The 23,158-nt window shown below is 66.8% G+C and carries 25 protein-coding genes; 6 read left to right on the forward strand and 19 right to left on the reverse strand.

Annotation, left to right across the window (positions count from 1 at the left end):
• Nucleotides 1-109: 109 nt before the first annotated feature.
• Complete coding sequence (locus FOS14_RS14320) at nt 110-787, reverse strand: TIGR02234 family membrane protein (RefSeq protein ID WP_143771478.1); 678 nt, start codon at nt 785-787, stop codon at nt 110-112.
• Between the two features lie 5 nt (nt 788-792).
• The gene (locus tag FOS14_RS14325) at nt 793-2,352 is read right to left on the reverse strand and encodes an anthranilate synthase component I (protein WP_143771479.1); all 1,560 of its coding nucleotides are present in this window, start codon (nt 2,350-2,352) and stop codon (nt 793-795) included.
• A 43-nt stretch (nt 2,353-2,395) separates the two neighbouring features.
• Between FOS14_RS14325 and FOS14_RS14330 the strand changes: the two genes are divergently transcribed.
• The 4 genes from FOS14_RS14330 to FOS14_RS14345 all read left to right on the forward strand — a co-directional run bounded on the left by FOS14_RS14330 (nt 2,396) and on the right by FOS14_RS14345 (nt 7,060).
• Entirely contained in the window at nt 2,396-3,097 is a 702-nt protein-coding gene (locus FOS14_RS14330; RefSeq protein ID WP_143771480.1) for a response regulator transcription factor, read from the forward strand.
• Between the two features lie 53 nt (nt 3,098-3,150).
• Nucleotides 3,151-4,203: a cell wall metabolism sensor histidine kinase WalK gene (locus tag FOS14_RS14335; RefSeq protein WP_221936717.1), complete on the forward strand. Its 1,053-nt coding sequence runs from the start codon at nt 3,151-3,153 to the stop codon at nt 4,201-4,203.
• A gap of 146 nt (nt 4,204-4,349) precedes the next feature.
• A complete protein-coding gene (locus FOS14_RS14340) occupies nt 4,350-6,575 on the forward strand; it encodes a SulP family inorganic anion transporter (protein WP_370512235.1) in 2,226 nt (741 codons plus the stop codon).
• A 20-nt stretch (nt 6,576-6,595) separates the two neighbouring features.
• The gene (locus tag FOS14_RS14345; RefSeq protein WP_143771483.1) at nt 6,596-7,060 is read left to right on the forward strand and encodes a peroxiredoxin; all 465 of its coding nucleotides are present in this window, start codon (nt 6,596-6,598) and stop codon (nt 7,058-7,060) included.
• Here FOS14_RS14345 and FOS14_RS14350 read toward each other — a convergent pair.
• From FOS14_RS14350 to FOS14_RS14405, 12 genes are all read right to left on the reverse strand, one after another.
• A complete protein-coding gene (locus tag FOS14_RS14350; RefSeq protein WP_143771484.1) occupies nt 7,044-7,823 on the reverse strand; it encodes a dioxygenase in 780 nt (259 codons plus the stop codon). The genes FOS14_RS14345 and FOS14_RS14350 overlap by 17 nt on opposite strands.
• Before the next feature lie 50 nt (nt 7,824-7,873).
• Nucleotides 7,874-8,053, reverse strand: coding sequence for a tautomerase family protein (locus tag FOS14_RS14355; protein WP_143771485.1), 180 nt, complete (start codon nt 8,051-8,053; stop codon nt 7,874-7,876).
• Between the two features lie 83 nt (nt 8,054-8,136).
• Nucleotides 8,137-8,475, reverse strand: a complete 339-nt coding sequence (hisI, locus tag FOS14_RS14360; protein WP_143771486.1) for a phosphoribosyl-AMP cyclohydrolase — start codon at nt 8,473-8,475, stop codon at nt 8,137-8,139.
• Nucleotides 8,472-9,281, reverse strand: coding sequence for an imidazole glycerol phosphate synthase subunit HisF (gene hisF, locus FOS14_RS14365; protein ID WP_143771487.1), 810 nt, complete (start codon nt 9,279-9,281; stop codon nt 8,472-8,474). The genes hisI and hisF overlap by 4 nt, the downstream gene beginning before the upstream one ends.
• Complete coding sequence (locus tag FOS14_RS14370; RefSeq protein ID WP_143771488.1) at nt 9,278-10,096, reverse strand: inositol monophosphatase; 819 nt, start codon at nt 10,094-10,096, stop codon at nt 9,278-9,280. Before FOS14_RS14370 ends, hisF begins: the two co-directional genes overlap by 4 nt.
• Entirely contained in the window at nt 10,093-10,827 is a 735-nt protein-coding gene (gene priA, locus FOS14_RS14375) for a bifunctional 1-(5-phosphoribosyl)-5-((5-phosphoribosylamino)methylideneamino)imidazole-4-carboxamide isomerase/phosphoribosylanthranilate isomerase PriA (protein ID WP_143771489.1), read from the reverse strand. Before priA ends, FOS14_RS14370 begins: the two co-directional genes overlap by 4 nt.
• Before the next feature lie 22 nt (nt 10,828-10,849).
• Nucleotides 10,850-11,101 (reverse strand): hypothetical protein, encoded by a 252-nt coding sequence (locus FOS14_RS14380; protein ID WP_143771490.1) that lies wholly within the window; start codon nt 11,099-11,101, stop codon nt 10,850-10,852.
• On the reverse strand, nt 11,098-11,733 hold the full coding sequence (gene hisH, locus FOS14_RS14385) for an imidazole glycerol phosphate synthase subunit HisH (protein WP_143771491.1): 636 nt from the start codon (nt 11,731-11,733) through the stop codon (nt 11,098-11,100). The genes FOS14_RS14380 and hisH overlap by 4 nt, the downstream gene beginning before the upstream one ends.
• A 2-nt stretch (nt 11,734-11,735) precedes the next feature.
• Nucleotides 11,736-12,377, reverse strand: a complete 642-nt coding sequence (hisB, locus tag FOS14_RS14390) for an imidazoleglycerol-phosphate dehydratase HisB (RefSeq protein WP_143771492.1) — start codon at nt 12,375-12,377, stop codon at nt 11,736-11,738.
• Entirely contained in the window at nt 12,374-13,486 is a 1,113-nt protein-coding gene (locus FOS14_RS14395) for a histidinol-phosphate transaminase (RefSeq protein ID WP_143771493.1), read from the reverse strand. The genes hisB and FOS14_RS14395 overlap by 4 nt, the downstream gene beginning before the upstream one ends.
• The gene (gene hisD, locus FOS14_RS14400; RefSeq protein ID WP_143771494.1) at nt 13,483-14,811 is read right to left on the reverse strand and encodes a histidinol dehydrogenase; all 1,329 of its coding nucleotides are present in this window, start codon (nt 14,809-14,811) and stop codon (nt 13,483-13,485) included. The genes FOS14_RS14395 and hisD overlap by 4 nt, the downstream gene beginning before the upstream one ends.
• 56 nt (nt 14,812-14,867) lie before the next feature.
• On the reverse strand, nt 14,868-15,956 hold the full coding sequence (locus FOS14_RS14405) for a winged helix DNA-binding domain-containing protein (RefSeq protein ID WP_255450334.1): 1,089 nt from the start codon (nt 15,954-15,956) through the stop codon (nt 14,868-14,870).
• Between the two features lie 106 nt (nt 15,957-16,062).
• On the opposite strand from FOS14_RS14405, the gene FOS14_RS14410 reads away from it, so the two are divergent.
• Entirely contained in the window at nt 16,063-16,671 is a 609-nt protein-coding gene (locus tag FOS14_RS14410; protein WP_143771496.1) for a bifunctional 2-polyprenyl-6-hydroxyphenol methylase/3-demethylubiquinol 3-O-methyltransferase UbiG, read from the forward strand.
• 6 nt (nt 16,672-16,677) lie between these two features.
• On the opposite strand, the gene nadC is transcribed toward FOS14_RS14410, so the two are convergent.
• From nadC to nadA, 3 genes are read right to left on the reverse strand one after another with little or no spacing between them, the layout of a single operon-like run.
• Nucleotides 16,678-17,532: a carboxylating nicotinate-nucleotide diphosphorylase gene (gene nadC, locus FOS14_RS14415; RefSeq protein ID WP_143771497.1), complete on the reverse strand. Its 855-nt coding sequence runs from the start codon at nt 17,530-17,532 to the stop codon at nt 16,678-16,680.
• A gap of 3 nt (nt 17,533-17,535) precedes the next feature.
• The gene (locus FOS14_RS14420) at nt 17,536-19,092 is read right to left on the reverse strand and encodes an L-aspartate oxidase (protein ID WP_143771498.1); all 1,557 of its coding nucleotides are present in this window, start codon (nt 19,090-19,092) and stop codon (nt 17,536-17,538) included.
• A 5-nt stretch (nt 19,093-19,097) separates the two neighbouring features.
• The gene (gene nadA / locus FOS14_RS14425) at nt 19,098-20,165 is read right to left on the reverse strand and encodes a quinolinate synthase NadA (protein ID WP_143771499.1); all 1,068 of its coding nucleotides are present in this window, start codon (nt 20,163-20,165) and stop codon (nt 19,098-19,100) included.
• 57 nt (nt 20,166-20,222) lie between these two features.
• Between nadA and FOS14_RS14430 the strand changes: the two genes are divergently transcribed.
• Complete coding sequence (locus FOS14_RS14430; RefSeq protein WP_143771500.1) at nt 20,223-20,921, forward strand: NUDIX domain-containing protein; 699 nt, start codon at nt 20,223-20,225, stop codon at nt 20,919-20,921.
• 23 nt (nt 20,922-20,944) lie between these two features.
• Here FOS14_RS14430 and FOS14_RS14435 read toward each other — a convergent pair whose 3' ends face one another.
• Both FOS14_RS14435 and FOS14_RS14440 read right to left on the reverse strand, forming a co-directional pair.
• A complete protein-coding gene (locus FOS14_RS14435) occupies nt 20,945-22,516 on the reverse strand; it encodes an MFS transporter (RefSeq protein ID WP_255450335.1) in 1,572 nt (523 codons plus the stop codon).
• Nucleotides 22,517-22,526: 10 nt separating this feature from the next.
• Nucleotides 22,527-23,078: a hypothetical protein gene (locus FOS14_RS14440; RefSeq protein WP_143771502.1), complete on the reverse strand. Its 552-nt coding sequence runs from the start codon at nt 23,076-23,078 to the stop codon at nt 22,527-22,529.
• Between the last annotated feature and the right edge of the window lie 80 nt (nt 23,079-23,158).

Genomic DNA, 23,158 nt, shown 5'->3' on the forward strand with positions numbered 1-23,158 from the left:
GAGCATGTAGCGAGCGTCACACTGCCTGTCAGGTGCCTGTCCGATTTCTCCCGAGACACCGCGGCCAACTCCCTGGTGCTGCCTAGCCTAGAGGGCAGACCCACCGCGCCTAGATTCGGGTATCGGGGTCGGTGTCCGGGCCGATTGTCGGGTCTTCGCCGGCGTCGATCGCGTCCCACAGCGTGCGCTCCGACGGCGGTGTGCGATCACCGGTTCGGTCCGGGGCCACCCGTTCCCGCGGTGACCTTTCCTGCATGGACGTGGCCCGCACGGCCGCGGCCCGCCGGGTCGCCGGGTTGGCGTACTTCGCCGATAGTCCGGCATCCGGCAGCGGCTTACGAACCAACAGCATCCCGGCGGCGAAAGCGATGACTGCGCCGACCAGCACCAGAACCGCGGGCAGCGGGTGGGCCTGCACGCTGGTGACCGTGGCCCGGGCCGGCAGATCAGCCAGCTGTTTGGCCCGCACGGCGGACAAGCTCGTAAACAGCGACGCCAACGCTGGCACGGCAGCGATTGCGGCCACGGTCGCGACGACGACCCCCAACACCCGCCGCGCCCAGCCCTTGAGCGCAAACACAGCGGCTATCGCGGCGATGAACACCAGGGCCAACGGGGTCAGGATCGACACCCACACTGTGCCGTTGAGGTCGGTGGTTCGCGGCTTGCCCAAACCATCGGCGGAGGCGACGCGCACCCAGTCGAGCTGCGCGGAGCCCCACAACGCCGCCGCGGCGAGCACCAGCAGGATCGCGCAGAACACCGGGTAGCGGCGACGGGGAATCATTGGACTCACGGTTGTCGGCCTTCGTAGGCGCGCACGGTCTTAGCAGCGGCGACGGCCTTGAGCACCGCCATGGCCTTGTTCTTACTCTCGACGTCCTCGTACTGCGGGTCCGAATCCGCCACCACACCCGCACCTGCCTGCACATAGGCGGTGCCGTTCTTGATCAATGCCGTCCGGATGGTGATCGCGGTGTCGGCGTCGCCCGCAAAATCGAGATAACCCACGATGCCGCCGTAGATGCCGCGGCGGGTCGGTTCGAGCTCGTCGATCAGTTCCATCGCCCGGACCTTCGGTGCGCCCGACAGGGTGCCGGCCGGGAAGCAGGCGGCGACGGCGTCGATGGCTTGCTTGCCGGGAGCCAGTCGTCCGTGCACGGTCGACACCAGGTGCATCACGTGGCTGTACCGCTCGATGTGGCGGTACTCGGTGACCTTCACGGTGCCCGGCTCGCAGACCCGACCCAGATCGTTGCGGCCGAGGTCGACGAGCATCAGGTGCTCGGCGTTTTCTTTCTCGTCGGCCAGCAGGTCCTTCTCCAGCAGGATGTCGTCTTCCTCGCTGGCCCCACGCCAGCGCGTACCGGCGATCGGGTGGGTGGTGGCGACCCCGTCGTGCACGGTGACCAGCGACTCCGGACTCGAACCGACGATGGAGAACGCCGTGCCACCCGATCCGTCCGGGATGTGCAGCAGATACATGTACGGACTTGGATTGGAGGCCCGCAGCATCCGGTAGACGTCGATCGGCGCGCCGTCGTAGTCCATCTCGAACCGCTGCGACAGCACCACCTGAAACGCCTCGCCCGCTTCAATCTCACCGACCAGTCGCCGCACGTCGGCGCCGAATTCCGCGGACGTGCGCTGGCGCCGGTAATCCGGGTCGACGGAGTGAAATGTCGACACCGTTGACGCGGCGGGTGCGGCAAGGTCCTGGGTCATCCGGTCGAGACGGGCAACCGCGTCCTCGTAGGCCTCGTCCACGTGCTCGTCGGTGCCGTTCCAGTTCACGGCGTTTGCGATGAGCGTGATCGCGCCCTCGTGATGGTCGAAGGCCGCCAGGTCGGTGGCCAGCATCATCACCATCTCCGGGACCTCAAGGTCGTCGACGGCATGGTTGGGCAGGCGCTCGATACGGCGGACCGCGTCGTAACCGAGGTAGCCGACCATGCCTCCGGTCAACGGCGGAAGATCCGGGAAGCGCTCGGTCTGCAAGAGCTGCAACGTCTGCCGCAGGGCGTGCAACGGGTTCCCGCCCGAGGGTGCGTCCGCCGGAGTGGCCCCTTGCCAGGCCGCTTCGCCGTCGACAACCGTCAGCACCGTGGGGCTACCAGCGCCGATGAACGACCACCGCGACCAGGACCGGCCGTTCTCGGCCGACTCGAACAGGAAGGTTCCGGGCCGGTTCGCGCCGAGCTTTCGATACGTCGACAGCGGCGTCTCCGAATCCGCGAGCAGCTTGCGCGTCACCGGAACCACCCGATGCTCGGCGGCGAGCTGACGGAACTGCTCGCGGGTAGTGGTCGAATCCGCCAAGGGGTCGGTGGCGAGATGGGCCGACGGTTGCATGTCTCCATCATCGCAAGTCGCCGGTTGCCGCAATCATTGACTCATGACGCAACAACCGAGACGCGCGCTGGTGGTCGATGACGAACCCGCGCTGGTCGAACTGGTTCGCGGCTATCTAGAGCACGACGGCTTCGAAGTCCGAACCGCATCAGACGGGCCGACGGCACTCGACACAGCCCGGCGGTTCGTCCCGGATGTGACGATTCTGGACCTCGGGCTGCCGCTGCTCGACGGCATCGAGGTGTGTCGAGAACTGCGCCGATTCTCCGACTGCTACGTAATCATGCTCACGGCACGTACCGACGAGGTCGACACCTTGGTCGGCCTGTCGGTCGGCGCCGACGACTACCTGACCAAGCCGTTCAGCCCCCGGGAGTTGGTCGCCAGGGTCAAGGTGATGCTCCGACGCCCGCGCCAAATCCCGGCGACGCATGCTGGGACGAGTCTGCGTTTCGGTCCACTCGAAATAGATCTTGCAGCGCGGGAGGCACGCATCGACGGGCAGATTCGGGAACTGACCGTCACCGAATTCAACCTACTTGCGGTTCTTGCCCGGCAGCCGAACGTGGCCCTCACCCGCCGCCAACTCGTCGAGGCGGTATGGAGCGACGAATGGATCGGCGACGAGCGGCTGGTTGACGTGCACATCGGCCATCTGCGCCGCAAGCTGGGCGACGATGCGGGAGCGCCGCGGTTTGTACGAACGATCCGCGGCGTCGGCTACCGGATGGGTACTGGCGAATGAGAATGCCGCAACCACACGCGTCTGGACTCGCTGCGCGCCTGTGGGGAGCGCTCGTGGGCGTGGAACTGATCACCGCAACGTCGACTTGGCTAATCGCCGCCGTTGTGGGGCCGCGGCTGTTCCGCTCTCATTTCGTTCTTGCCGGTCAGCCACTGCCGCCGTCGATCGCGGCCCATGCGGAGCAAGCATTCCGATCCGCCAATCTGCTGGCGTTGGTCCTTGGGTTCTTCGTCGCATTCGTTGTTTCACTGACGGTGATCGTGGTGGTAACCCGGCGAATCGGACGATCGACAGCCGCGCTTTCGGCTGCCGCGACGCGGGTCGCAAGCGGCCGTTACGACACCTGGGTGGACCCGCCCCGGCTGGGTAGCGAATTCGACACACTCGCGGAGGCGCTCAACCGCATGGCCGGACAACTGCAGACCGTCGAGGCAACCCGCCGACGCCTGCTCGCCGACTTGGCGCATGAAGTGCGCACCCCGATCTCGGTCATCGACGGATACCTCGAAGCCATTCAGGATGGTGTCGTCGCGCCGGATCAGGCGAATCTCGAGCTGCTGCGTAACCAGACAGCGAGGCTCGCCCGATTGAGCGAGGACATCGGCGCCATCTCCAAGGCCGAGGAAGGCCAGCTCGATCTGCACCTCGAGCCGGTTGCGCCCGCCGACATCGTCGCGGAGGCGATCGCCGCGGCGTCGAAGTCCTTCACCGATCATGGCGTCGAGTTAAGCGCGGATGTTGCGCGCGGACTGCCGACCGTACGGGTGGACCGGCAACGAATTGCGCAGGTGCTGGCCAACCTGCTCGCCAATGCGGTACGGCACAGCGAGCAAGGCGGCTCGGTCACAGTGACCGCACGCCGCGGTGAGCGACACACACTCGAAATTGCGGTCATTGATGGCGGCGACGGGATCGCCGAAGAACACTTGGCGCACATCTTCGATCGGTTTTATCGAGTCGACAGCGCGCGCGATCGCGGCCACGGCGGCACCGGGATTGGCTTGGCGATCAGCAAGGCGATTGTCGAGGCGCACGGCGGACTCATCGCCGCGCACTCGTCCGGCGAAGGTCACGGCGCGGTCTTCACCGTCGTTCTGCCGTCCTGATCCTCACGTCGTCCTTCTGCGCGAGGTCGTCTTCACGAAATCTTCATCTGCGCCCACGGCAGACCTCCATAAACGCCCGGGATCGTGGCGGGGAGCGAAGTCGGTCGCCATGGGCGATCGCGGAAGGAGAAATGCTGGTGGCGACGATGACCGCAACACCGACGACAGAATCACCGAATACCGAACCCGACGCGCACCGGGACTATTGGAAGAGCGTGCTTCGCCACGACGTTCCAGCGTCGATCGTGGTTTTTCTGGTCGCACTGCCGTTGTCGCTAGGCATCGCTGTGGCATCCGACGCCCCGATCATGGCAGGACTGATTGCCGCTGTGGTCGGCGGCATCGTGGCGGGCGCTCTCGGCGGGTCGCCGTTGTTGGCGAGCGGGCCGGCCGCCGGCCTGACTGTCGTCGTAGCCGAACTCGTTGCCCAGTTCGGTTGGAAGTTGACCACCGCCATCACCGTCTGCGCCGGGATTCTGCAAATTCTGTTCGGACTCAGCCGCATTGCCCGTGCGGCGCTGGCCATTTCACCGATCGTCGTGCATGCGATGCTGGCCGGGATCGGTCTGACCATCGCACTGCAGCAAGTCCATGTGCTGCTTGGCGGCGCATCGAAAAGCACCGCGTGGCAGAACATTGCCGACCTGCCCGCTCAGATCCTGTCTGCGAAGCCGGCCACGGTAATCGTCGGTGGGATCGTGATCGCGACCATGCTGATCTGGAAGCGGGTACCCGGTGTGCTCGCACGCATCCCCGGTCCACTGGTCGCAATCGTGCTGGCCACGGCGGCCTCACTTGTGCTGCCGTTGGATGTCGCCCGTATCGCGTTGAACGGTTCGATTCTCGACGCGATCGCGCTGCCGGCCATGCCGGACGGTCAGTGGTTAGCGTTCGCGACCGGCGTCCTCACCGTCGCGCTGATCGCCAGCGTCGAGAGTCTGCTCTCGGCCGTCGCAGTCGACAAAATGCACACGGGTCGCAGATCGGATCTGAACCGGGAGCTTGTCGGCCAAGGCGCGGCGAACACGCTTTCCGGACTCTTGGGCGGGCTGCCCGTGACTGGAGTGATCGTGCGCAGCGCCACAAACGTTGCCTCGGGCGCGCGCAGTCGCGCGTCGACAATTTTGCACGGCATTTGGTTGCTGCTGTTTTCGGTCTTCCTTGTGGGCGTGGTTGAGCAGATCCCGATGTCGGCGCTCGCCGGGCTTTTGATCGTGATCGGTATTCAGTTGGTCAAGCTGGGCCATATCCGAATGGCCCACCGCACCGGCGATTTGGTGGTCTACGTCGTTACCGTGGCCAGCGTCGTGTTCCTGAATTTGCTCGAGGGTGTGGCCATCGGGCTGGTCGTCGCCATCGTGCTGGTGCTTTGGCGTGCGGTACGGGTCAGCATTCACAGTGAGCCGGTCGGTGCAGACTCCAGGCATTGGCGCGTGACGATCGACGGAACATGTACGTTCCTCTCGTCGCCGCGGCTGACGCGCGTCTTGCGCGCAGTGCCGCCGGGAGCCGATGTCGACGTCGAGCTGACCGTCGATTTTCTCGACCACGCCGCCTATGAAGTGATCGAAGAATGGGCCTCGCAGCAGCGGGCCACTGGAGGCACCGTCGTAATAGACAAAATTGGCTTGTCCGCGATGGCGGCCGCGGCTGCCGCGCCGCCCAGGCGGCGCGCCTTCGCTGCCGTGGCCCGCGGACTGGCGCCGTGGGGCGCCACACAGCAGCGGCGTGACCAGGACGATGACGCGTTGCGTCCGGTTCTCGACGGGATCGAGCACTATCACCGTCGCCACGCGCCTCTGCTGAGGACGCACTGGCAGCACGATCCTGATACTGGTCGGGGCCCGCACGCGCTGTTTTTGACCTGCGTGGATTCCGGTGTGGTTCCGAACCTGATCACCAGCAGTGGTCCCGGGGACCTCGTCACGATTCGCAATCTCGGAAACCTGCTGCCTCGCGGCGAAACGGACCCCTCCATCGAGGCCGCGCTCGCAATGGCCCTGGAAGACCAGGCACTCACCTCCGTGGTCGTGTGCGGGCACTCTGGTTGCGCCGCCATGCGCGCGCTCCTGGACGAGCGGAACGTTCCAACTGCGGTGAACTCCTGGCTCGTCCACGCGGAACCCAGCTGGCGAAGTTTCCGCGACGGGCATCCGGTTGCGAAAGCGGCCGCCGAGGCCGGCTTCGACCGTCAAGACCAACTGGCCATGGTCAACGTCGCCCAGCAGATACATACCCTGCGTCAACACCCTTTGGTGGGCCCAGCGTACGCCGAAGGCCGTCTCGAAATAGTCGGCCTGTTCTTCGATATCGCCTCTGGACAGGTCCTGCGCGTCACCACCACAGGCTTCGCCGATCTACGGACAGGTTAATGATCCGTACTATCGACGCCATGAAGCCCGGCGACCGCGCCCCTGAATTCACCCTGCCCGACCACACCGGAACGCAACGCTCGCTCGATGACCTGTTGGCCGATGGCGCCGTCGTTCTGTTCTTCTACCCGGCCGCCAACACGCCGGTCTGCACCGCGGAGGCCTGCCACTTCCGCGATCTGGCTGCCGAATTTGCAGAGGTCGGAGCTACTCGGGTCGGGATCAGCGTGGATCCGGTGCAGACGCTTGCCGGGTTCGCCGACAACAAGCACTTCGACTATCCGTTGCTGTCGGACAAGGGCGGGGCGGTGGCCGAGCAGTTCGGCGTCAAGCGGGGCCTGCTCGGCAAGGTGGCGCCGGTCAAGCGCAAGACATTCGTCATCGACACCGACCGCACCATTCTCGAGGTCATCTCCGGCGAACTCAACGCCAACGTGCACGCCGACAAGGCGCTTGCGGTGTTGCGCGCTAAACGAGCTGGATAGACCGCTTGGCCAGGCCGATCCAGAAACCGTCGACGGTTTCGGTCGGCACCTGTTCCGGGTCATCCGACGCGCCGAGCGCCACGAACAGCGGCGCGAAATGTTCGGTGGTCGGATGGGCGTACGGCATGCCGGGCGCCGTCGCCTGAAAGTCGATGAGGCCCTCGACGTCGCCGGTGGCGAATCGTTCGTGCGCCCACGCGTCGAACTCCTTCGACCAGCCGGGAGCCTCCGCGGTCGGGGATGGATCCCGCAGGAACGGCAGGCCGTGCGTGGTGAAGCCGGAGCCGATGATCAGCACGCCCTCATCGCGCAGCGGGCGCAGACGCTCGCCGAGGTGCAGCAGCCGCTGCGGATCCAACGTGGGCATCGAAATCTGAAGCACCGGAATGTCGGCGTCGGGGTACATGACCGTCAGCGGCACGTAGGCGCCGTGGTCGAGGCCGCGGTTGGGTTGATACGCGACCGACTCGTTGTCCGGCATCAACGCCGCAACCCGTTGCCCAAGCTCCGGGGCGCCTGGTGAGCGGTATTCGACCTGGTAGTACTTGGGCGCGAAGCCGCCGAAGTCATAGGTCAGCGGTGTGCCGGTGGTGGTCGAGCCGATGGTCAGCGGCGCAGATTCCCAGTGCGCGGAAATCATGAGGATGGCGCGGGGCCGAGGGAGATCGCGGGCCCACTGTTTGAGTTGCGCCACCCATGTCGGGTCGTCGACCAGTGGGGGTGCGCCGTGGCTGAGGAACAAGGCAGGCATGCGGTCGGGCATACCTGCGTTAACGCCTGGAGCCAGTCGACGCATTCCGTCGCGCACTCCGGTCAGCCCAGCGGCTTGCCGCCCACCCCCCATTGTTCACGCGGTATGTCGGTGATGGTCACCCAGACGGCTTGCGGGTTCTTGCCGGTCGCCTCGGCGTAGGCCTTGGTGACGGCTTCGATGGCGGCGCGCTTCTGGTCGACCGTGAGTCCGGGGGTTTGGCTGATTTGGATCAGTGGCATGGGTTGATTCTGCTTGAGTGGGCTCGCGCGGGACATGAGGTGTCAGATCGAGCGGCAAAATGGCACCTGGCGTCCCGCGCGGGTTAAGCCAACAGCACGTCGGAGTCGAAGCAGGTGTGGGTACCTGTGTGACAGGCCGGCCCTTCCTGGTCCACGACCAACAGCACCGCATCGCCGTCGCAGTCCAACCGCACCTCGTGCACGTACTGGGTGTGTCCGGAGGTCTCGCCCTTGACCCAGTGCTGCTGGCGCGAGCGCGAAAAGTAGGTGGCCTTGCGGGTTTGCAGCGTGCGGGCCAGCGCCTCGTCGTCCATCCACGCCACCATCAACACATTGCCGGTGCCGCGCTCTTGGGCGACCGCGGTGAACAGACCGGCGTCGTTGCGCTTCAGCCGTGCGGCGATGGCGGGATCGAGACTCACCTGACCGTTATACCTTCAGCACGCATCGCGTCCTTGACGTCTCCGATGCTCATGTCGCCGAAGTGGAAGACGCTCGCCGCGAGCACCGCATCGGCGCCGGCCTGCACCGCTGGGGCAAAGTGCTCCACCGCACCCGCTCCCCCGCTGGCGATGACGGGAATGCCGACGGCGGCGCGCACGGCCCGAATCATGGGCAGGTCGAATCCGGCCTTGGTGCCGTCGGCGTCCATGGAGTTGAGCAGGATCTCCCCCACGCCGAGTTCGGCGCCACGAGTCGCCCATTCGACCGCGTCGATTCCGGTGCCGCGGCGGCCGCCGTGGGTGGTGACTTCCCAGCCACTCGGGGTGGCCCGGCTTTCCCCGGCAGGAGCGGAGCCTGCGGAGCGACCAGAAAACACCGGAACCGTGCGCGCATCCACCGACAGCACAATGCACTGCGACCCGAACCGCTGGCTCAACTCACGCAGCAACTCCGGCCGGGCGATTGCGGCGGTGTTCACCGACACCTTGTCCGCGCCCGCCCGCAGCAGTCGGTCGACGTCTTCGACGCTGCGGACCCCGCCGCCGACGGTCAGCGGAATGAAGACCTGCTCGGCCGTGCGGGTCACTACGTCGAACATCGTTTCCCGGCCGCCCGACGACGCGGTCACGTCGAGAAAAGTCAGTTCGTCCGCGCCTTCGGCGTCGTAACGGGCGGCGAGCTCGACGGGATCGCCCGCATCGCGCAGGTTTTCGAAGTTGACGCCCTTGACCACTCGGCCGGCGTCGACGTCCAGACACGGAATCACGCGCACCGCAAGAGTCATGCGCCGAACCCTCCTTGATCGTCCACGCGCGCAATGATTTCGACGAGTTCTTCGTGCACGCCCGGCGCCGCCGCGAGCACCGACCCAGACGAAATGTTCCATTCGCGCCCAACAAGATCGGTGACCACACCACCTGCGGCACGCACCAGCGCCACACCCGCCGCGTTGTCCCACGGGTGATGCCCGAAAACGACTGCGCCGCCGAGCACTCCGGCCGCCGTGTAAGCCAGATCTACTCCGGTGGACCCGTGCATGCGCAGCCGCGCGCACACGCGGCTCAGCTCGCCGAGCAGATCGAAGCGCAGCTTGCCGGGGATGCGGCCGCGGCTGTCGACGTTGAACGCGCCGAACCCGATCATCGACGTCTCCACCTTGCCGGGGGTCAACCGCGGCAGCGGCTCTCCGTCGCGCAGCAACGGGCCGTCCATGGTCGCGGCGTAGCGTTCGCCCAGAAACGGCAGCCAGGTCAGTCCGAGTACCGGTACACCGTCATCGACCAACGCAAGCAGCATGCCGGACAACGGAAGTCCGGCCGAGTAGTTGTAGGTACCGTCGATAGGGTCGAGCACCCAGGTGGTGCCAGTGGCCAGTTCCGGCCCACCGAATTCCTCGCCGTGCACCTCGATTCCGGTGCGGTCGAACAGTTCCCCCGACAGCCGGCGTTCGAGCTCGAGGTCGAGTTCGGTGGCAAAATCGCCCGCGCCCTTGGCAACCGCACTGGGCGCGCCGACGCCGGCGATGAACCGCTCGGCCGCACCGTCGAGCGCGCTACTGGCGACCTCGAGCAGGACCGCCGGATCGTCGGGCAAGCTCACCGGGATACTGCGTCCAGCGCCTCGGGAAGTGTGAATCGTCCCGCATACAGCGCCTTCCCGACGATCGATCCCTCGACACCGTTGCCGACCAGACCGGCGATCGCGCGCAGGTCGTCCAGTGTCGACACGCCCCCGGAAGCGATCACGGGTGCGCTGGTAGCGGCGCAAACCTGCCGCAGCAGTTCGAGGTTCGGGCCAGTGAGCGTGCCGTCCTTGGTGACGTCGGTGACGACGTAACGGGCGCATCCGTCTTTGTCGAGCCGCTCCAGCACCTCCCACAGGTCACCGCCGTCGCTGACCCAGCCGCGGCCGCGCAGGCGCCACTGCCCGTCGATCAGCTTGACGTCGAGTCCGACGGCGATGCGCTCGCCGTGTTCGGCGATGGCCCGTGCGCACCATTCGGGATTCTCGATCGCGGCCGTGCCCAGATTCACCCGCGCGCATCCGGTGGCCAGGGCCGCGGCCAGCGAGTCGTCGTCGCGGATACCGCCGGAGAGTTCGACCTTGACGTCCAGCTCGCCAACCACCTCGGCCAGCAGTTCGCGGTTGGAACCCCGCCCGAACGCGGCGTCGAGGTCCACCAGATGCACCCACTCGGCGCCGTCGTGTTGCCACGCCAAGGCGGCGTCGCGGGGAGATCCGTAGTGGGTTTCGCTGCCGGCTTCGCCTTGGACGAGGCGCACGGCCTCTCCATTGGCAACGTCAACAGCAGGCAAAAGGACGAGGCTCACGCGGTCAGAGCCTACTGCACCGCTATTCGTGTGGACGCTGGTCACTCCCGTCGACGTCCTTGAAGGCACGATTAGTGATCCGTGTCGCAACGGTGCCCATGGCGACGATGGCGGCGATCACCCCGGCCACTGCGATGCCGAGGCCGACGTCGGGTCCCGGCCGGACGATGCCGATGATGATTGCGGTGATCAACAGCACGATCATGGCCGCGCCGATCGAAAGAACCGCAAGTTTGCCGTAGGAGAAACGCGGCGGAATATTGGGCGTGTTCATAAGCTCTGCACCCAATTTCGCAGCAGTTCTGCCCCGGCGTCGCCCGACTTCTCCGGGTGGAACTGGGTCGCTGAGAGAGGCCCGTTCTCAACCGCGGCCAGGAACTTTCCGCCGTGCTCGGCCCAGGTCAGCTTGGCCGGAGCGAATGTTTCGGAAGGCAGCATGTCCCAACTCTGTGCCGCATAGCTGTGCACGAAGTAGAAGCGGGTGTCCGCGTCGATGCCGGCGAACAGCATGCTGTCTGGTGGCGCCTCGACCGTGTTCCAGCCCATGTGCGGCAGCACCGACGCGTTCAGGCGGTCCACGGTGCCCGGCCACTCACCGCAGCCCTGCGTTTCGACGCCGAATTCGACGCCGCGCTCGAACAGGATCTGCATCCCGACGCAGATGCCCAGCACCGGACGCGAACCGGCAAGCCGCTTACCGATGATCCGCTCCCCCTTCACGGCCCGCAGTCCCGACATGCACGCCTCGAAAGCGCCGACGCCCGGAACCACCAGGCCGTCGGCCTCCAGCGCAATGTGCGGGTCGGAGGTGACGGTGACATCCGCGCCGACGCGGGCCAAGGCCCGGCTCGCCGAATGCAGGTTGCCCGAACCGTAATCGAGTAGCGCGACGGACTTGGAAGCCACGGTTACAGCGCGCCCTTCGTCGACGGCACCCCAGTGACCCGCGGGTCGCGCTCGACCGCGGTGCGCAGTGCCCGCGCCACGGCCTTGTATTCGGCCTCGGTGATGTGGTGCTGATCACGGCCGTAGAGCACCCGAACGTGCAGGGCAATGCGCGCATTCGACGCGATCGACTCGAAGACATGCCGGTTGATGACGGTCGAATACGGCGCTCCGCTCGCCCCGCCGTCGCGGGTGGCGCGACCGGGTATCACCGCATGCAGCAGGTGGTCCGGCTCGCCGGTGTGCACGCAGTAGGGCCGGCCCGACACGTCCACGGCCGCATGCACGAGCGTCTCGTCCATCGGGATGTACGCGTCGCCGAAGCGGCGGATGCCTACCTTGTCGCCGAGGGCCTTGCCGAGCGCCTGCCCGAGCACGATCGCGGTGTCTTCGACGACGTGGTGCGCCTCGATTTCGGTGTCGCCCTTGGCTTGCACGGTCAGGTCGAAGCTGGCGTGGGCACCGAGCGCGGTCAGCATGTGATCGAAAAACGGTACGCCCGTGTCGATGTCGGTACGCCCGGTGCCGTCGAGGTCGATCTCGACGACGATGGAAGATTCTTTGGTGGTGCGCTCGACCCGCGCGTGCCTACCTTGCTCTGTCATGTCGTCACCTCGGTTGCCACCAGTTTCTCGCTGACCCGCAGCAGTTCGTCGTTTTCCGCGGCCAATCCGATGGTCGCACGGAGATACCCGGGAATGCCGACATCACGGATCAACACGCCCTCGTCGAGGTAGCGCTGCCAGGCCCGGGGCGCATCGATGAACCTGCCGAACAGCACGAAGTTCGCATCCGACGGGATCACCTCGAAACCCTGGGACTCGAGCTCGGCGACCACGCGGTCGCGTTGCGCGGCAAGTTCGTGCACGCTGGCCAGGGTTTCGTCCGCATGCCGCAGCGCGGCGCGGGCCGCTGCCTGAGTAACCACTGATAGGTGATACGGCAGGCGCACCAACAACATTGCGTCAATCACGGCAGGCGCGGCCACCAGATACCCGAGTCGGCCGCCCGCAAACGCGAACGCCTTGCTCATCGTCCGACTGACGATCAGCTTGGCCGGGAATCGCTCCAACAGCGTGATAGCGCTTGGCGCGCTGGAAAATTCGGCGTAGGCCTCGTCCACCACCACGATCCCGGGCACGGCATCGACGATGGCCGCGAGATCATCGATCGGAATGCTGTGCCCGGTGGGGTTGTTCGGGCTGGTCACGAACACCACGTCGGGACGGCGCTCGTGGATTGCCGTTACCGCGTAGTCGACGTCGAGGGAAAAGTCCGCGCTGCGTTTGGCTTCCAGCCACTCGGTGTCGATACCGGTCGCGATGATCGGGTGCATCGAATACGACGGCACGAATCCGAGTGCGCTGCGCCCGGACCCGCCGAACGCCTGCAGCAGCTGTTGCAGGATCTCGTTGGAGCCGTTGGCCGCCCACACATTGGCCGCGTCCACCACTACCCCGGTCTGCCTGGTCAGATAGGCGGCGAGATCGGCGCGCAGGGCGACGGCGTCGCGGTCCGGATAGCGGTGCAGGTCCGCGGCGGCGGCGCGGATCGATTCGGCCACGTCGTCGATCAGGGCCTGCGAGGGCGGATGCGGGTTCTCGTTGGTGTTCAGCTGCACCGGCACCGTCAATTGCGGTGCGCCGTAGGGCGTTTTGCCACGCAACGACTCCCTAAGCGGCAGGTCGTCGAGAGTGATCGCGGCACCAATCATTTGAGTGCCTCGAACCGCAGCCGAACCGCCTCGCCGTGGGCGGGCAGGTCCTCGGCGTTTGCCAATGCAATCACGTGGCCGGACACCTCTTTGAGCGCGGCCTCGGTGTAGGAGACGACGTGTATGCCGCGCAGGAACGTCTGCACGCTCAATCCCGACGAGTGCCGGGCACATCCGGCGGTGGGCAGCACGTGGTTGGAGCCGGCGCAATAGTCACCGAGGCTCACCGGCGAGTAGGCGCCGACAAAGATCGCACCCGCCGAGCGAACCTTCGCGGCAACCTCGGACGCGTCGGCGGTCTGGATCTCGAGGTGCTCGGCGGCATACGCGTCGACCACCCGTAGGCCCTGCGCGACGTCGTCGACCAGGACGATGCCGGACTGCTTGCCGCTCAGCGCGGTGGTGACGCGCTCGCGGTGCTTGGTCAGTTCGAGTTGCGCGTTGACGGCGTCGTCGACCGCGTCGGCCAGTTCGGTGCTGGTGGTGACCAGCACGCTGGCGGCCAGCACGTCGTGTTCGGCCTGGCTGATCAGGTCTGCCGCGACGTGGACGGGATCTGCCGTTTCATCGGCGAGGATCGCGATCTCGGTGGGCCCGGCCTCCGCGTCGATGCCAACCAGACCGCGGCACAGCCGCTTGGCGGCGGTGACATAGATGTTGCCCGGACCGGTGATGAGGTCGACCGGCTCGAGTCCTGCTTGTTCGTCGCCGTAGGCGAGCAACGCCACGGCCTGGGCTCCACCGACGGCCCAGACCTCTTTGACGCCGAGCAGCTCGGCGGCTGCCAGGATGGTCGGGTGCGGCAGCCCGCCGAACTGTCGTTGCGGCGGCGACGCAACCACCAGCGATTCGACGCCCGCGGTCTGTGCGGGCACCACATTCATGACGACACTGGACGGGTATACCGCGTTGCCGCCTGGAACGTAGAGGCCGACCCGTTCCACCGGCACCCACCGCTCGGTGACCGTGCCGCCGTCGACCACCTGGGTGGTCGTGTCGGTTCGCCGCTGGTCGGCGTGCACGGCGCGGGTGCGTTCGATCGCGACTTCGAGGGCGGCCCGCACCTGCGGATCGAGGCTTTCCAGCGCGTCGCGCAGCTGTTGGGCAGGCACCCGGATCTGCGCGGGCCGGACGCCGTCGAACTTCTCGCCGAACTCGAGCGCCGCCTCCGCGCCGCGGTCGCGCACCGCCTCGACCACCGGGCGCACCTGATGCAGCACGCTGTCCACATCGACGCCGCCACGCGGCAGCGCCGCGCGAAGTTCGGCAGTGGACGGCGTGCGGCCGCGCAAGTCGATGCGGGCCAGCTCGGTGCGGACGGGCACAGCGATTCCTTCGGGTCGACGGTGATCAGTACCGATTATCCCGGATGGGCAAGTCGTTATCCGAATTCCACCCGCTGACCGAGGTAACGCTCGTAGCCTTCGAACGCTTTCGCGATCGCCGCATGGTCGCGTTTGCGCAGCGTCACCAGCGGCATCACGTCCAGAACCGTCTTGGTTTTCGATGCCGACTTCCGCTTCCAGGTGCCGACCACCCGGCCGTCGCGGACGATGGTCGCGCGGAACATGCCGTTGCCGCCGGGCACGATGGCCTGCACGTGGTCGTCGGCGACCATGAGCGAGCGATCCTTGTAGCCCAGCAGGTACTCGTCGAATCCCGGCAGCACGAGCACGCCGGTGGCGGGTCCGATACCGGCAGCCTGCGGCCCGGCGAACATCTCGGTGCCGTCGACCTCCACCGGGACCACGTCCGGACCGGCTGCCGCGATCGCCGTGCGCGCCTCCCCCAGTCCGAAACCTGTCCACCCCGCGAAGTCCTTGAGCGTGGCCGGGCCGTGACTGCGGAAGTAGCGCGTCGCCAGCGTCGCCATGGCCTCTTCTCGATCGGGCCGATTCGGATTCGGCGCCCATTCGTCGAGGAGAACGAAGGTCTGCTCGGTGCCGATGTTCGGACCGATACAGGTCACGCCCAATTGGCTTGCGTACCAGAGCAAGTGGTAGCCCCGCTGCGCGGTGGTGGTGATCCCGGCCTGTTCGATGGCCGCCAGGCACTTCGCTCGCGTCAGTTGGTTGCCGCCGGTAAGTGCGGCCGCGAGCGCATCCACTGCACGGTTGGCGGTCGCCTCGTCGAGCCCGTTGTTCCGGCGTCGATATTCGGCCCCGGCGAGCGCTTTGACGCCGGTGAGTTCGAGCATCCAGCGCGCGTCTCGCGCCGGAACGAAATGAACGGTTCCGCGCATCGGCCAGGTGCGCAGAGCCTCTCGCCTCTCGAGGCCGGCGCGCACGTCGGCGATGGTGAAATCCGGCAGCCGGACGCCGAGCGACCACAATCCACTACCGAGGTCCTGCGCCTGCATGGCGCCGAACCACTCGACGACGCCGGCGACCGAATCGAATCGCGGCGCTGAACCGTCGAGCAGCAGGCTGCGCATCCGCAGTCCGAGGGCCTCCGTCGCCGATAGCTTCACCCCTGAAGTTCTACGCGATAGGTCCGACACGTGCCCCGCTGTCGAAGCTGTTGACACGTCGGCCATCGGGGCAATGCTTGAAGGATCTCGGTAAAGGAGGTTCACGATGAGCCTGTTCTACTCGATCGCCTACCGGGTCGGATTCACGCCGTGGGAACGCGGCGGCGGAATTGCGGAGTCCGAGACCGACCGCATGCTCGACAAGGTCGAAGCCGAACGGGAGGGCCGCACCGGTCGTGCGCTCGACCTCGGCTGCGGATCCGGCCCCTACACGGTCCATCTCGCCCAGCGTGGATGGCTCGCTACGGGCGTCGATCAGGTCGATCGCGCGCTCGAACGAGCCCGCAAGCGTGCGGTCGACGCGGGCGTGAGCGTGGATTTCGTCCGTGCCGACGTCACGAAACTGACCGCCGCCGACGTCGGTAGCGGGTTCGAACTTTTCGTCGACCGCGGCTGTTTCCACAGTCTCACCGACGCCGAACGCGCCGACTACGGCCGCTGTGTGACCGCGCTGGCCGCGCCGACGGCGGATTTCATCCTGTTCTCCTTCCAGCCCGGCCTACCTCGGCCACTGCCGCGCGGAGCGGTGCGCGCCGACGTGGAAGGCGCGTTCGCCGGCTGGAGTGTTGTCGAGAGCCATCCCGCGCCGACCGACCGCATGCCGGCCCCACTGAAGAAGGCCAAGCCAACCTGGTACCTCCTGCACCGCGGCTGAGATCCGCTACATGTCCAAACCGAGATCCAACACCCGCACCGAGTGCGTCAACGCGCCCACCGCGAGGTAGTCGACGCCGGTGCGGGCGTAGTCGCCGGCCACGTCGAGGGTCAGCCCGCCCGACGACTCCAGCTTTGTGCCTGGCGATTTCGCGTTGCGCCGCTGCACGGCCGACTGCGTCTGCCACAGCGGAAAGTTGTCGAGCAGCACCAGTTCCACGCCCGCGTCCAGCACCGCGTCGAGCTGCTCGAGGCTGTCTACCTCGACCTCGCATGGCAAATCAGGCGCCATCGTCCGCACCGCTTCCAGCGCCGCCACCACCGATCCGGCGGCGACGACGTGGTTGTCCTTGATCAGCGCCGCATCGCCGAGACCCATGCGGTGGTTCACCCCGCCCCCGGCCCGCACCGCATACTTTTCCAGAGATCGCAGCCCCGGCAACGTCTTCCGAGTGTCACGGATCCGGCAGTCGGTGCCCTCGACCGCTCGTACCCAGGCCGCGGTAGCGGTCGCGATGCCGGACAGGTGGCACATCAGGTTCAGCATGGTGCGCTCGGCGGTCAGCAGCGCGCGGGTCGGCGCCTGAACGGTCAGCACCGACTCACCCGGCGAAACTGCGCTGCCATCGTCGACGCGGTCGAGCACCGCGTAGTTGCCCGCGCCGATCACCTCGTCGAGCACCAGCAACGCCACGTCGATACCCGCGACCACCCCGGATTCCCGCGCGACCACAGCTGCTTTCGCGCGGGCGTCCTCGGGTACCGTCGCGACGCTGGTCACGTCCGGCCCGTACCGCAGGTCCTCGTCGAGCGCGGTTAGGATGACCCGTACTACCTCGCCGACGTCAAGTCCGGAGTCCATGTTCTAATCCACTCCCGCCAATTCCAGGGCGTCACTGCGTAATTGACCGTCGGCATCCATCCGGATCGAAATGCTGTGCCTTGCAGCGCGATCAGTATCCGGATAGTCCGAGCGGGTATGACAACCGCGGCTCTCGGTCCGTTTCAGCGCCGCGGCAATCAAGACCCGGGCCGTCAGGGTCAGTGCCGAATCCTCCAGCTCCCCAACACTACTGGCCGTGATCGGCCGTGCGGCACCCAGCTCGCCAGCGGCACCGGCGAGCCCACCGCCGTCGCGCACCACCGACGCGTGCTCGGTCATGAGCCGCTGAACCAGTCCGCGCGGAGCACGGCGAAGCGCCGGAGAATCCGCCGCCCGAACCTCGGCGCGCACATCGCTACGCTCGGCAGCGGCGGCGCCCGCCCGTTCCCCCATCACCAGCCCTTCTAGCAAGCTGTTGGACGCCAATCGATTTGCTCCATGCAGCCCGGTCCGCGCGACCTCGCCCGCCGCATACAAGCCGGGCACCTCGGTGCGCCCCTGCAGGTCGGTCACCACCCCGCCGCATTGGTAGTGCGCGGCCGGAGCGACCGGGATGAGTTGTGCGGCCGGGTCGATGCCCGCGGCCAGACACGACGCGGTGATCGTCGGGAATCGTTGAGCGAATTGCGGAATCGAGCGCGCATCGAGATAAACATAATCGGCGCCGAGCTCGCGCATCCGGGCGGCGATCGCCTTGGAGACCACGTCACGAGGCGCCAAATCACCGCGCGGATGCACGCCCGCGGTAATCGAATCACCGTTCCCGTCAACAAGTCTCGCGCCCTCGCCGCGGACCGCCTCGCTGATCAGTGGCCGGCGCCCCACGCCGCCGGGCGAGAACAACACCGTCGGATGGAACTGCACGAACTCGATGTCGGCCACCGCGGCGCCCGCCCGCAGCGCCAATGCCACGCCGTCGGCGGTCGCACCCGCAGGATTGGTGCTGCAGGCGTAGAGCTGCCCCAGTCCGCCCGTCGCAAGCAACACCGCGGGCGCATGAATCACCCCGGCGCCCTTGTCGGACAACAACTGCAGACCGACCACACCGCCGGAATCGGTCACCACTCGGGTGGCGGCCGCACCGAACAGCACCGGCAGACCGGCCGCATTCAAGGCCCGCTGCACCTCGGCGCCCGTCGCATCGCCACCGGCGTGAATGATCCGCCTGGTGCTGTGTCCGCCCTCGCGAGTTCGCGACACCTGCCCGTCACCGCCGCGGTCGAACACCGCGCCCAAATCCCGAAGCGACGCCACCGCCTGCCGACCGGCGGCAACTATCGATTCCACGGCCACCTCGTCGCACAACCCAGCTCCCGCCGCGACCGTGTCGGCCACGTGTGAGCCAACCGAATCACCGCGCGGCGCAACGACAGCGATGCCGCCCTGCGCGTACTGCGTGGAAGTGTCGGTGGGGCCGCCTTTGCTGACGGTCAGGACCCGCAGCCCGCGCACCGAGGCGGCACGCGCCGCGGTCAGGCCGGCGACGCCGCCGCCGACCACCACGAGATCAGCGCTGGCTTCCCAGGCCGCGCCGGTCATCACGGTTACTCCCCGCCGCCGGGGTTACCGATCTCGATCATCCGCTGCACCGAGGAGCGGGCGCGGCGGCCGACCTCCGGATCCACGTGCACCTCGTCACGGACTTCGACGAGGCTACGCAGTAATGCCGCCGGGGTGATCATCTTCATGTACTTGCACGACGCACGGTCGTTGACGGCCTGGAAGTCGATACCGGGCGCGGCCTTACGCAACTGGTGCAGCATCCCGATCTCGGTCGCCACCAGCACTTCCCGCGGCGGCGCCTTCGGGTCGCGCCGCAGGCTCCGCTCCCGCACACTCTTGGCCGCGTCGATCATCCCGCCCGTCGACAGAATGTGCACCCGCTCGGCCGGGAACGCGCCCTCACCCGCGAGATACAACGCCGAAGTGGCGCAACCGCATTCGGGGTGCACGAACAACTCGGCGTCGGGGTGCGTGCGGGCCTGCTCGGTGAGTTCGTCACCGTTGATGCCCGCGTGGACGTGGCATTCGCCTGCCCAGATGTGCATGTTTTCGCGCCCGGTGACGCGTTTGACGTGGGCGCCGAGGAACTGATCCGGCAGGAACAGCACTTCGCGGTCGGGGTCGATCGAGGCGACGACGTCCACGGCGTTCGACGACGTGCAGCAGATGTCGGTGAGCGCCTTCACCTCGGCGGTGGTGTTGACATAGGACACCACGACCGCATCGGGATAGTCGGCCCGCCATTGACGCAATTCGTCGGCGCTGATCGAATCCGCCAGCGAGCACCCAGCTCGCTGATCCGGAATCAGCACAGTCTTGTCTGGGCTCAGAATCTTGGCCGTCTCGGCCATGAAGTGCACGCCGCAGAAGACGATGGTGTCCTCCGTGGCGTCGGCGGCGATCCTCGACAGCGCCAGCGAGTCGCCCACATGATCGGCGACGTCCTGGATTTCCGGGAGCTGGTAGTTGTGCGCCAGGATCGTCGCGTTGCGCTCGCGTGCGAGCCGTTTGACCTCATCGGCCCACTCGGCGGTGGGTTCCACGCCGGTGTATCCGGCCGGGCCATCTGCGATTTTGCCGTACTCTCCGCGCAGGATCGCTGTTGTCATGGTCGGCTCCTTCGCCGGTTGCTGCGCCCTTCTGGTTTTCGACTTATGATCGAAAACATGCCCCATCGTAGCACCATCCATGAATCGCTCACCGCGGTGTTCCAAGTTCGGCGCCTCGATGCCCGCCCGCACCCCCAACTTGCCGTCCTGCTCTGGCAGCGCGCGCTGGACCCGCAACAGGGCACCTGGTCGCTTCCGGGCGGCCGATTGGGTGACGACGAGGACCTGACGACGTCAGCGCTGCGGCAGTTGGCCGAGAAGGTCGATGTGCGCGAGGTCGCGCACCTCGAGCAGTTGTCGGTGTTCAGCGACCCGCATCGGGTGCCCGGGCCACGGCGCATCGCGTTGGCCTTTCTGGGGCTGGTCCCATTGACCGCCGACCCGCAGCTTCCGTCGGACACCGCCTGGCATCCGGTGGACGATTTGCCGACCATGTCGTTCGACCACGGAGTCGTCGTCGCACACGCGCACGCCCGCTTGGCGGCGAAGCTTTCCTACACAAACATCGCGTTCGCACTGGCGCCGGCGGAGTTCACCATGTCGACGCTGCGGGAAATTTATTGCGCTGCCTTGGGTTACGACGTGGACACGACGAATCTGCAACGCGTGCTTGGCCGTCGGAAGGTACTCACTCCGACCGGCACCACCGCTTCGCCCGGCCGCGCCGGGGGGCGTCCCGCGGCGCTCTATCGATTTACCGATTCGGCGCTGCGGGTGACAGACGAATTCGCCGCACTGCGACCACCAGGGAGCTGATCAGCACTGCGCCCGCCAGGGAGCTAGGCCGCATCGAGCTCGTAGTCGTATCCCCGCCTTCCGGCGGCGCGGTAGCCGGCGATCGCCGCGATCACCCCAGCGGCCAGCAGCATGATGCCCGACACCAGCAGCGCGATCTGCAGTCCGGAATGGAACGCGGCGTAGGTGGCGTTGATGACCTTGTCGACGATCGGGCCGTAGGCCTGCGATGCGGCCTGATCACCGCCCTGCGGCACCTTGCCGGTCTCGATGGCGTCGATCACGATCGCCTGGAAGTTGGCCGGGATGCCGAGTTGGTTGAGACGGGCGACCAGATCGGAGTTCAACTGCGCGTTGACCATCGATCCGAGCGCCGCCACGCCGACGACGGCACCGACCTGACGCATCGTGTTGGTGGCCGCGGCAGCCATCCCCGAGTGCGCCGCCGGTACCCCCGACAGCACCGCCGAGGTCAGCGGCACCACGGCGATGCCGAAACCGGCACCGGCCACGATGAGGGCCAGCATCAGTGGGACGAATTCCGGTGTGACGCCCAGACAATCGCGGCTCAGCAAAATGCCCAGGCCACCGAGCACACAGCCGGTCACCATCGGCACCACCGAACTGCTCAGCGCCACCCAGAAACCGGACGCGAGCGAGCCCAAGATGATGGCGGCCGCCATCGGCGCGAAAATCGCCGCGGTACGCCAGCCGGAGTAACCCACTACCTCCTGCAGATACAGCGCCGTGAAAAAGAAGATGGAAAAGATGCCGAAGTACACGGTGAACGCGACGATCAGTGCGCTGCGCACCAGCGGCGGGCGCAGGTAGCGAAAATTCAACAGCGGGTTGGTCGCTCGCAGTTCGACGAAGACGAACCCGGCCAGCGCCACCGCACCGACGGCGAACAGCACCAACACCGACGTCGCGTCGTAACCGATCTCCTCACCGGAAATCGCCGCATATATGACGCAAGCGAGACCCGTTGCGCCTAGGACGAATCCGGCGAAGTCGCTGCGACCCGACTGCGGGTCGGCGCTCTCGGGCACATAGACCCAGGCCGCCACCAGCACCACGACACCGATGATCAGGTTGAACCAGAAGACCGCCCGCCAATCGAACGCACCGACGAGCAGACCACCGATCACCGGACCTAATGCCAACGCCAGGCCCGACACCGCCGCCCATGCGCCCAGCGCCTTGGCCCGGGTGCCGCGGTCGGGGAAGATGTGCCGGATCACCGACAGCGTCCCCGGCTCGGAGGCCGCGGCGCCGATGCCCATGACCGCGCGCCCGGCGATCAGCCACGCCGACGTGCCGGCAACCGCCGCCAGCACGGAACCGATACAGAAGACGACGATTCCGCCGATCATGATTCGCTTGCGCCCGAACCGGTCCCCCATCGTCCCCGCGGTGAGCATCAGGCTCGCGAACACGAGCGTGTAGGCATTGACCACCCATTGCAGCGACACCACGCCGGCATGCAAGTCGGACTGGATGTCGCCGAGTGCGACGCTGACGATCGTCGTGTCGAGGAACGTCAGAAACAGGACCGCCGTGACCGCGGCGAGTGCTATTCGCGGATGCGCGGCCTCCTCGGCCGTTTCCGCGCTCACCTCGGACAACTCAGCGCGTGGTCGGCGTAACGGACGTGCTGGCGCTGCACGCCGGCTGGGGGTTCTGCTCGAGCGCCATCAGCGCACAGAAGCTCGCCTGCGCGACCTTCCACTGGCCGTCTACCTGCACCGCGGCCCCCTGCTGGTTCTGCAGCGCCGGGGTGCCGTTCAGCGACACCGTGTAGACCACGTTGGCATGGTCGGGCGCGGTGATGGTCACCTTCGACACCGTCGCGGTCGTGCCCTTCGCCATCGGCGAGTTCGCCTGGGCGTTGATGGTCGGCGCGAACGCCTGCCCGTTCTCGAGCAGTTCGATCTTCTTGTCCGCCGGAGTGTTGCCGTCGAAGAAAGTCACGTACGCGTCGGTCACCTTCTTGACGGTGGCCTCGTCGGCGGGAGACCCCGCGATGGCGCTGGTCGTCTGGGCCGCGGCCGTGGTGCTGCTGGCTGCGCCGGATGAGTTGTTCGAGCTCGAGCATGCTGTCCCACCGAACAGCACCAAAGCGGTGGCTGCGGTCACGTACCCCGCGAGCCGAATGCGGTGCAGATAGTTGTCGCGCATTGCCGGTCCCCTTTCAGCGCCGACGGCGTGTGGCGGCGCTTGGATACCCGTTTCCCCTTCCATTTTTACTTGTCCCGGCA

Origin of the sequence: Skermania sp. ID1734, assembly GCF_007489285.1 — a bacterium.
Lineage (GTDB): Bacteria > Actinomycetota > Actinomycetes > Mycobacteriales > Mycobacteriaceae > ID1734.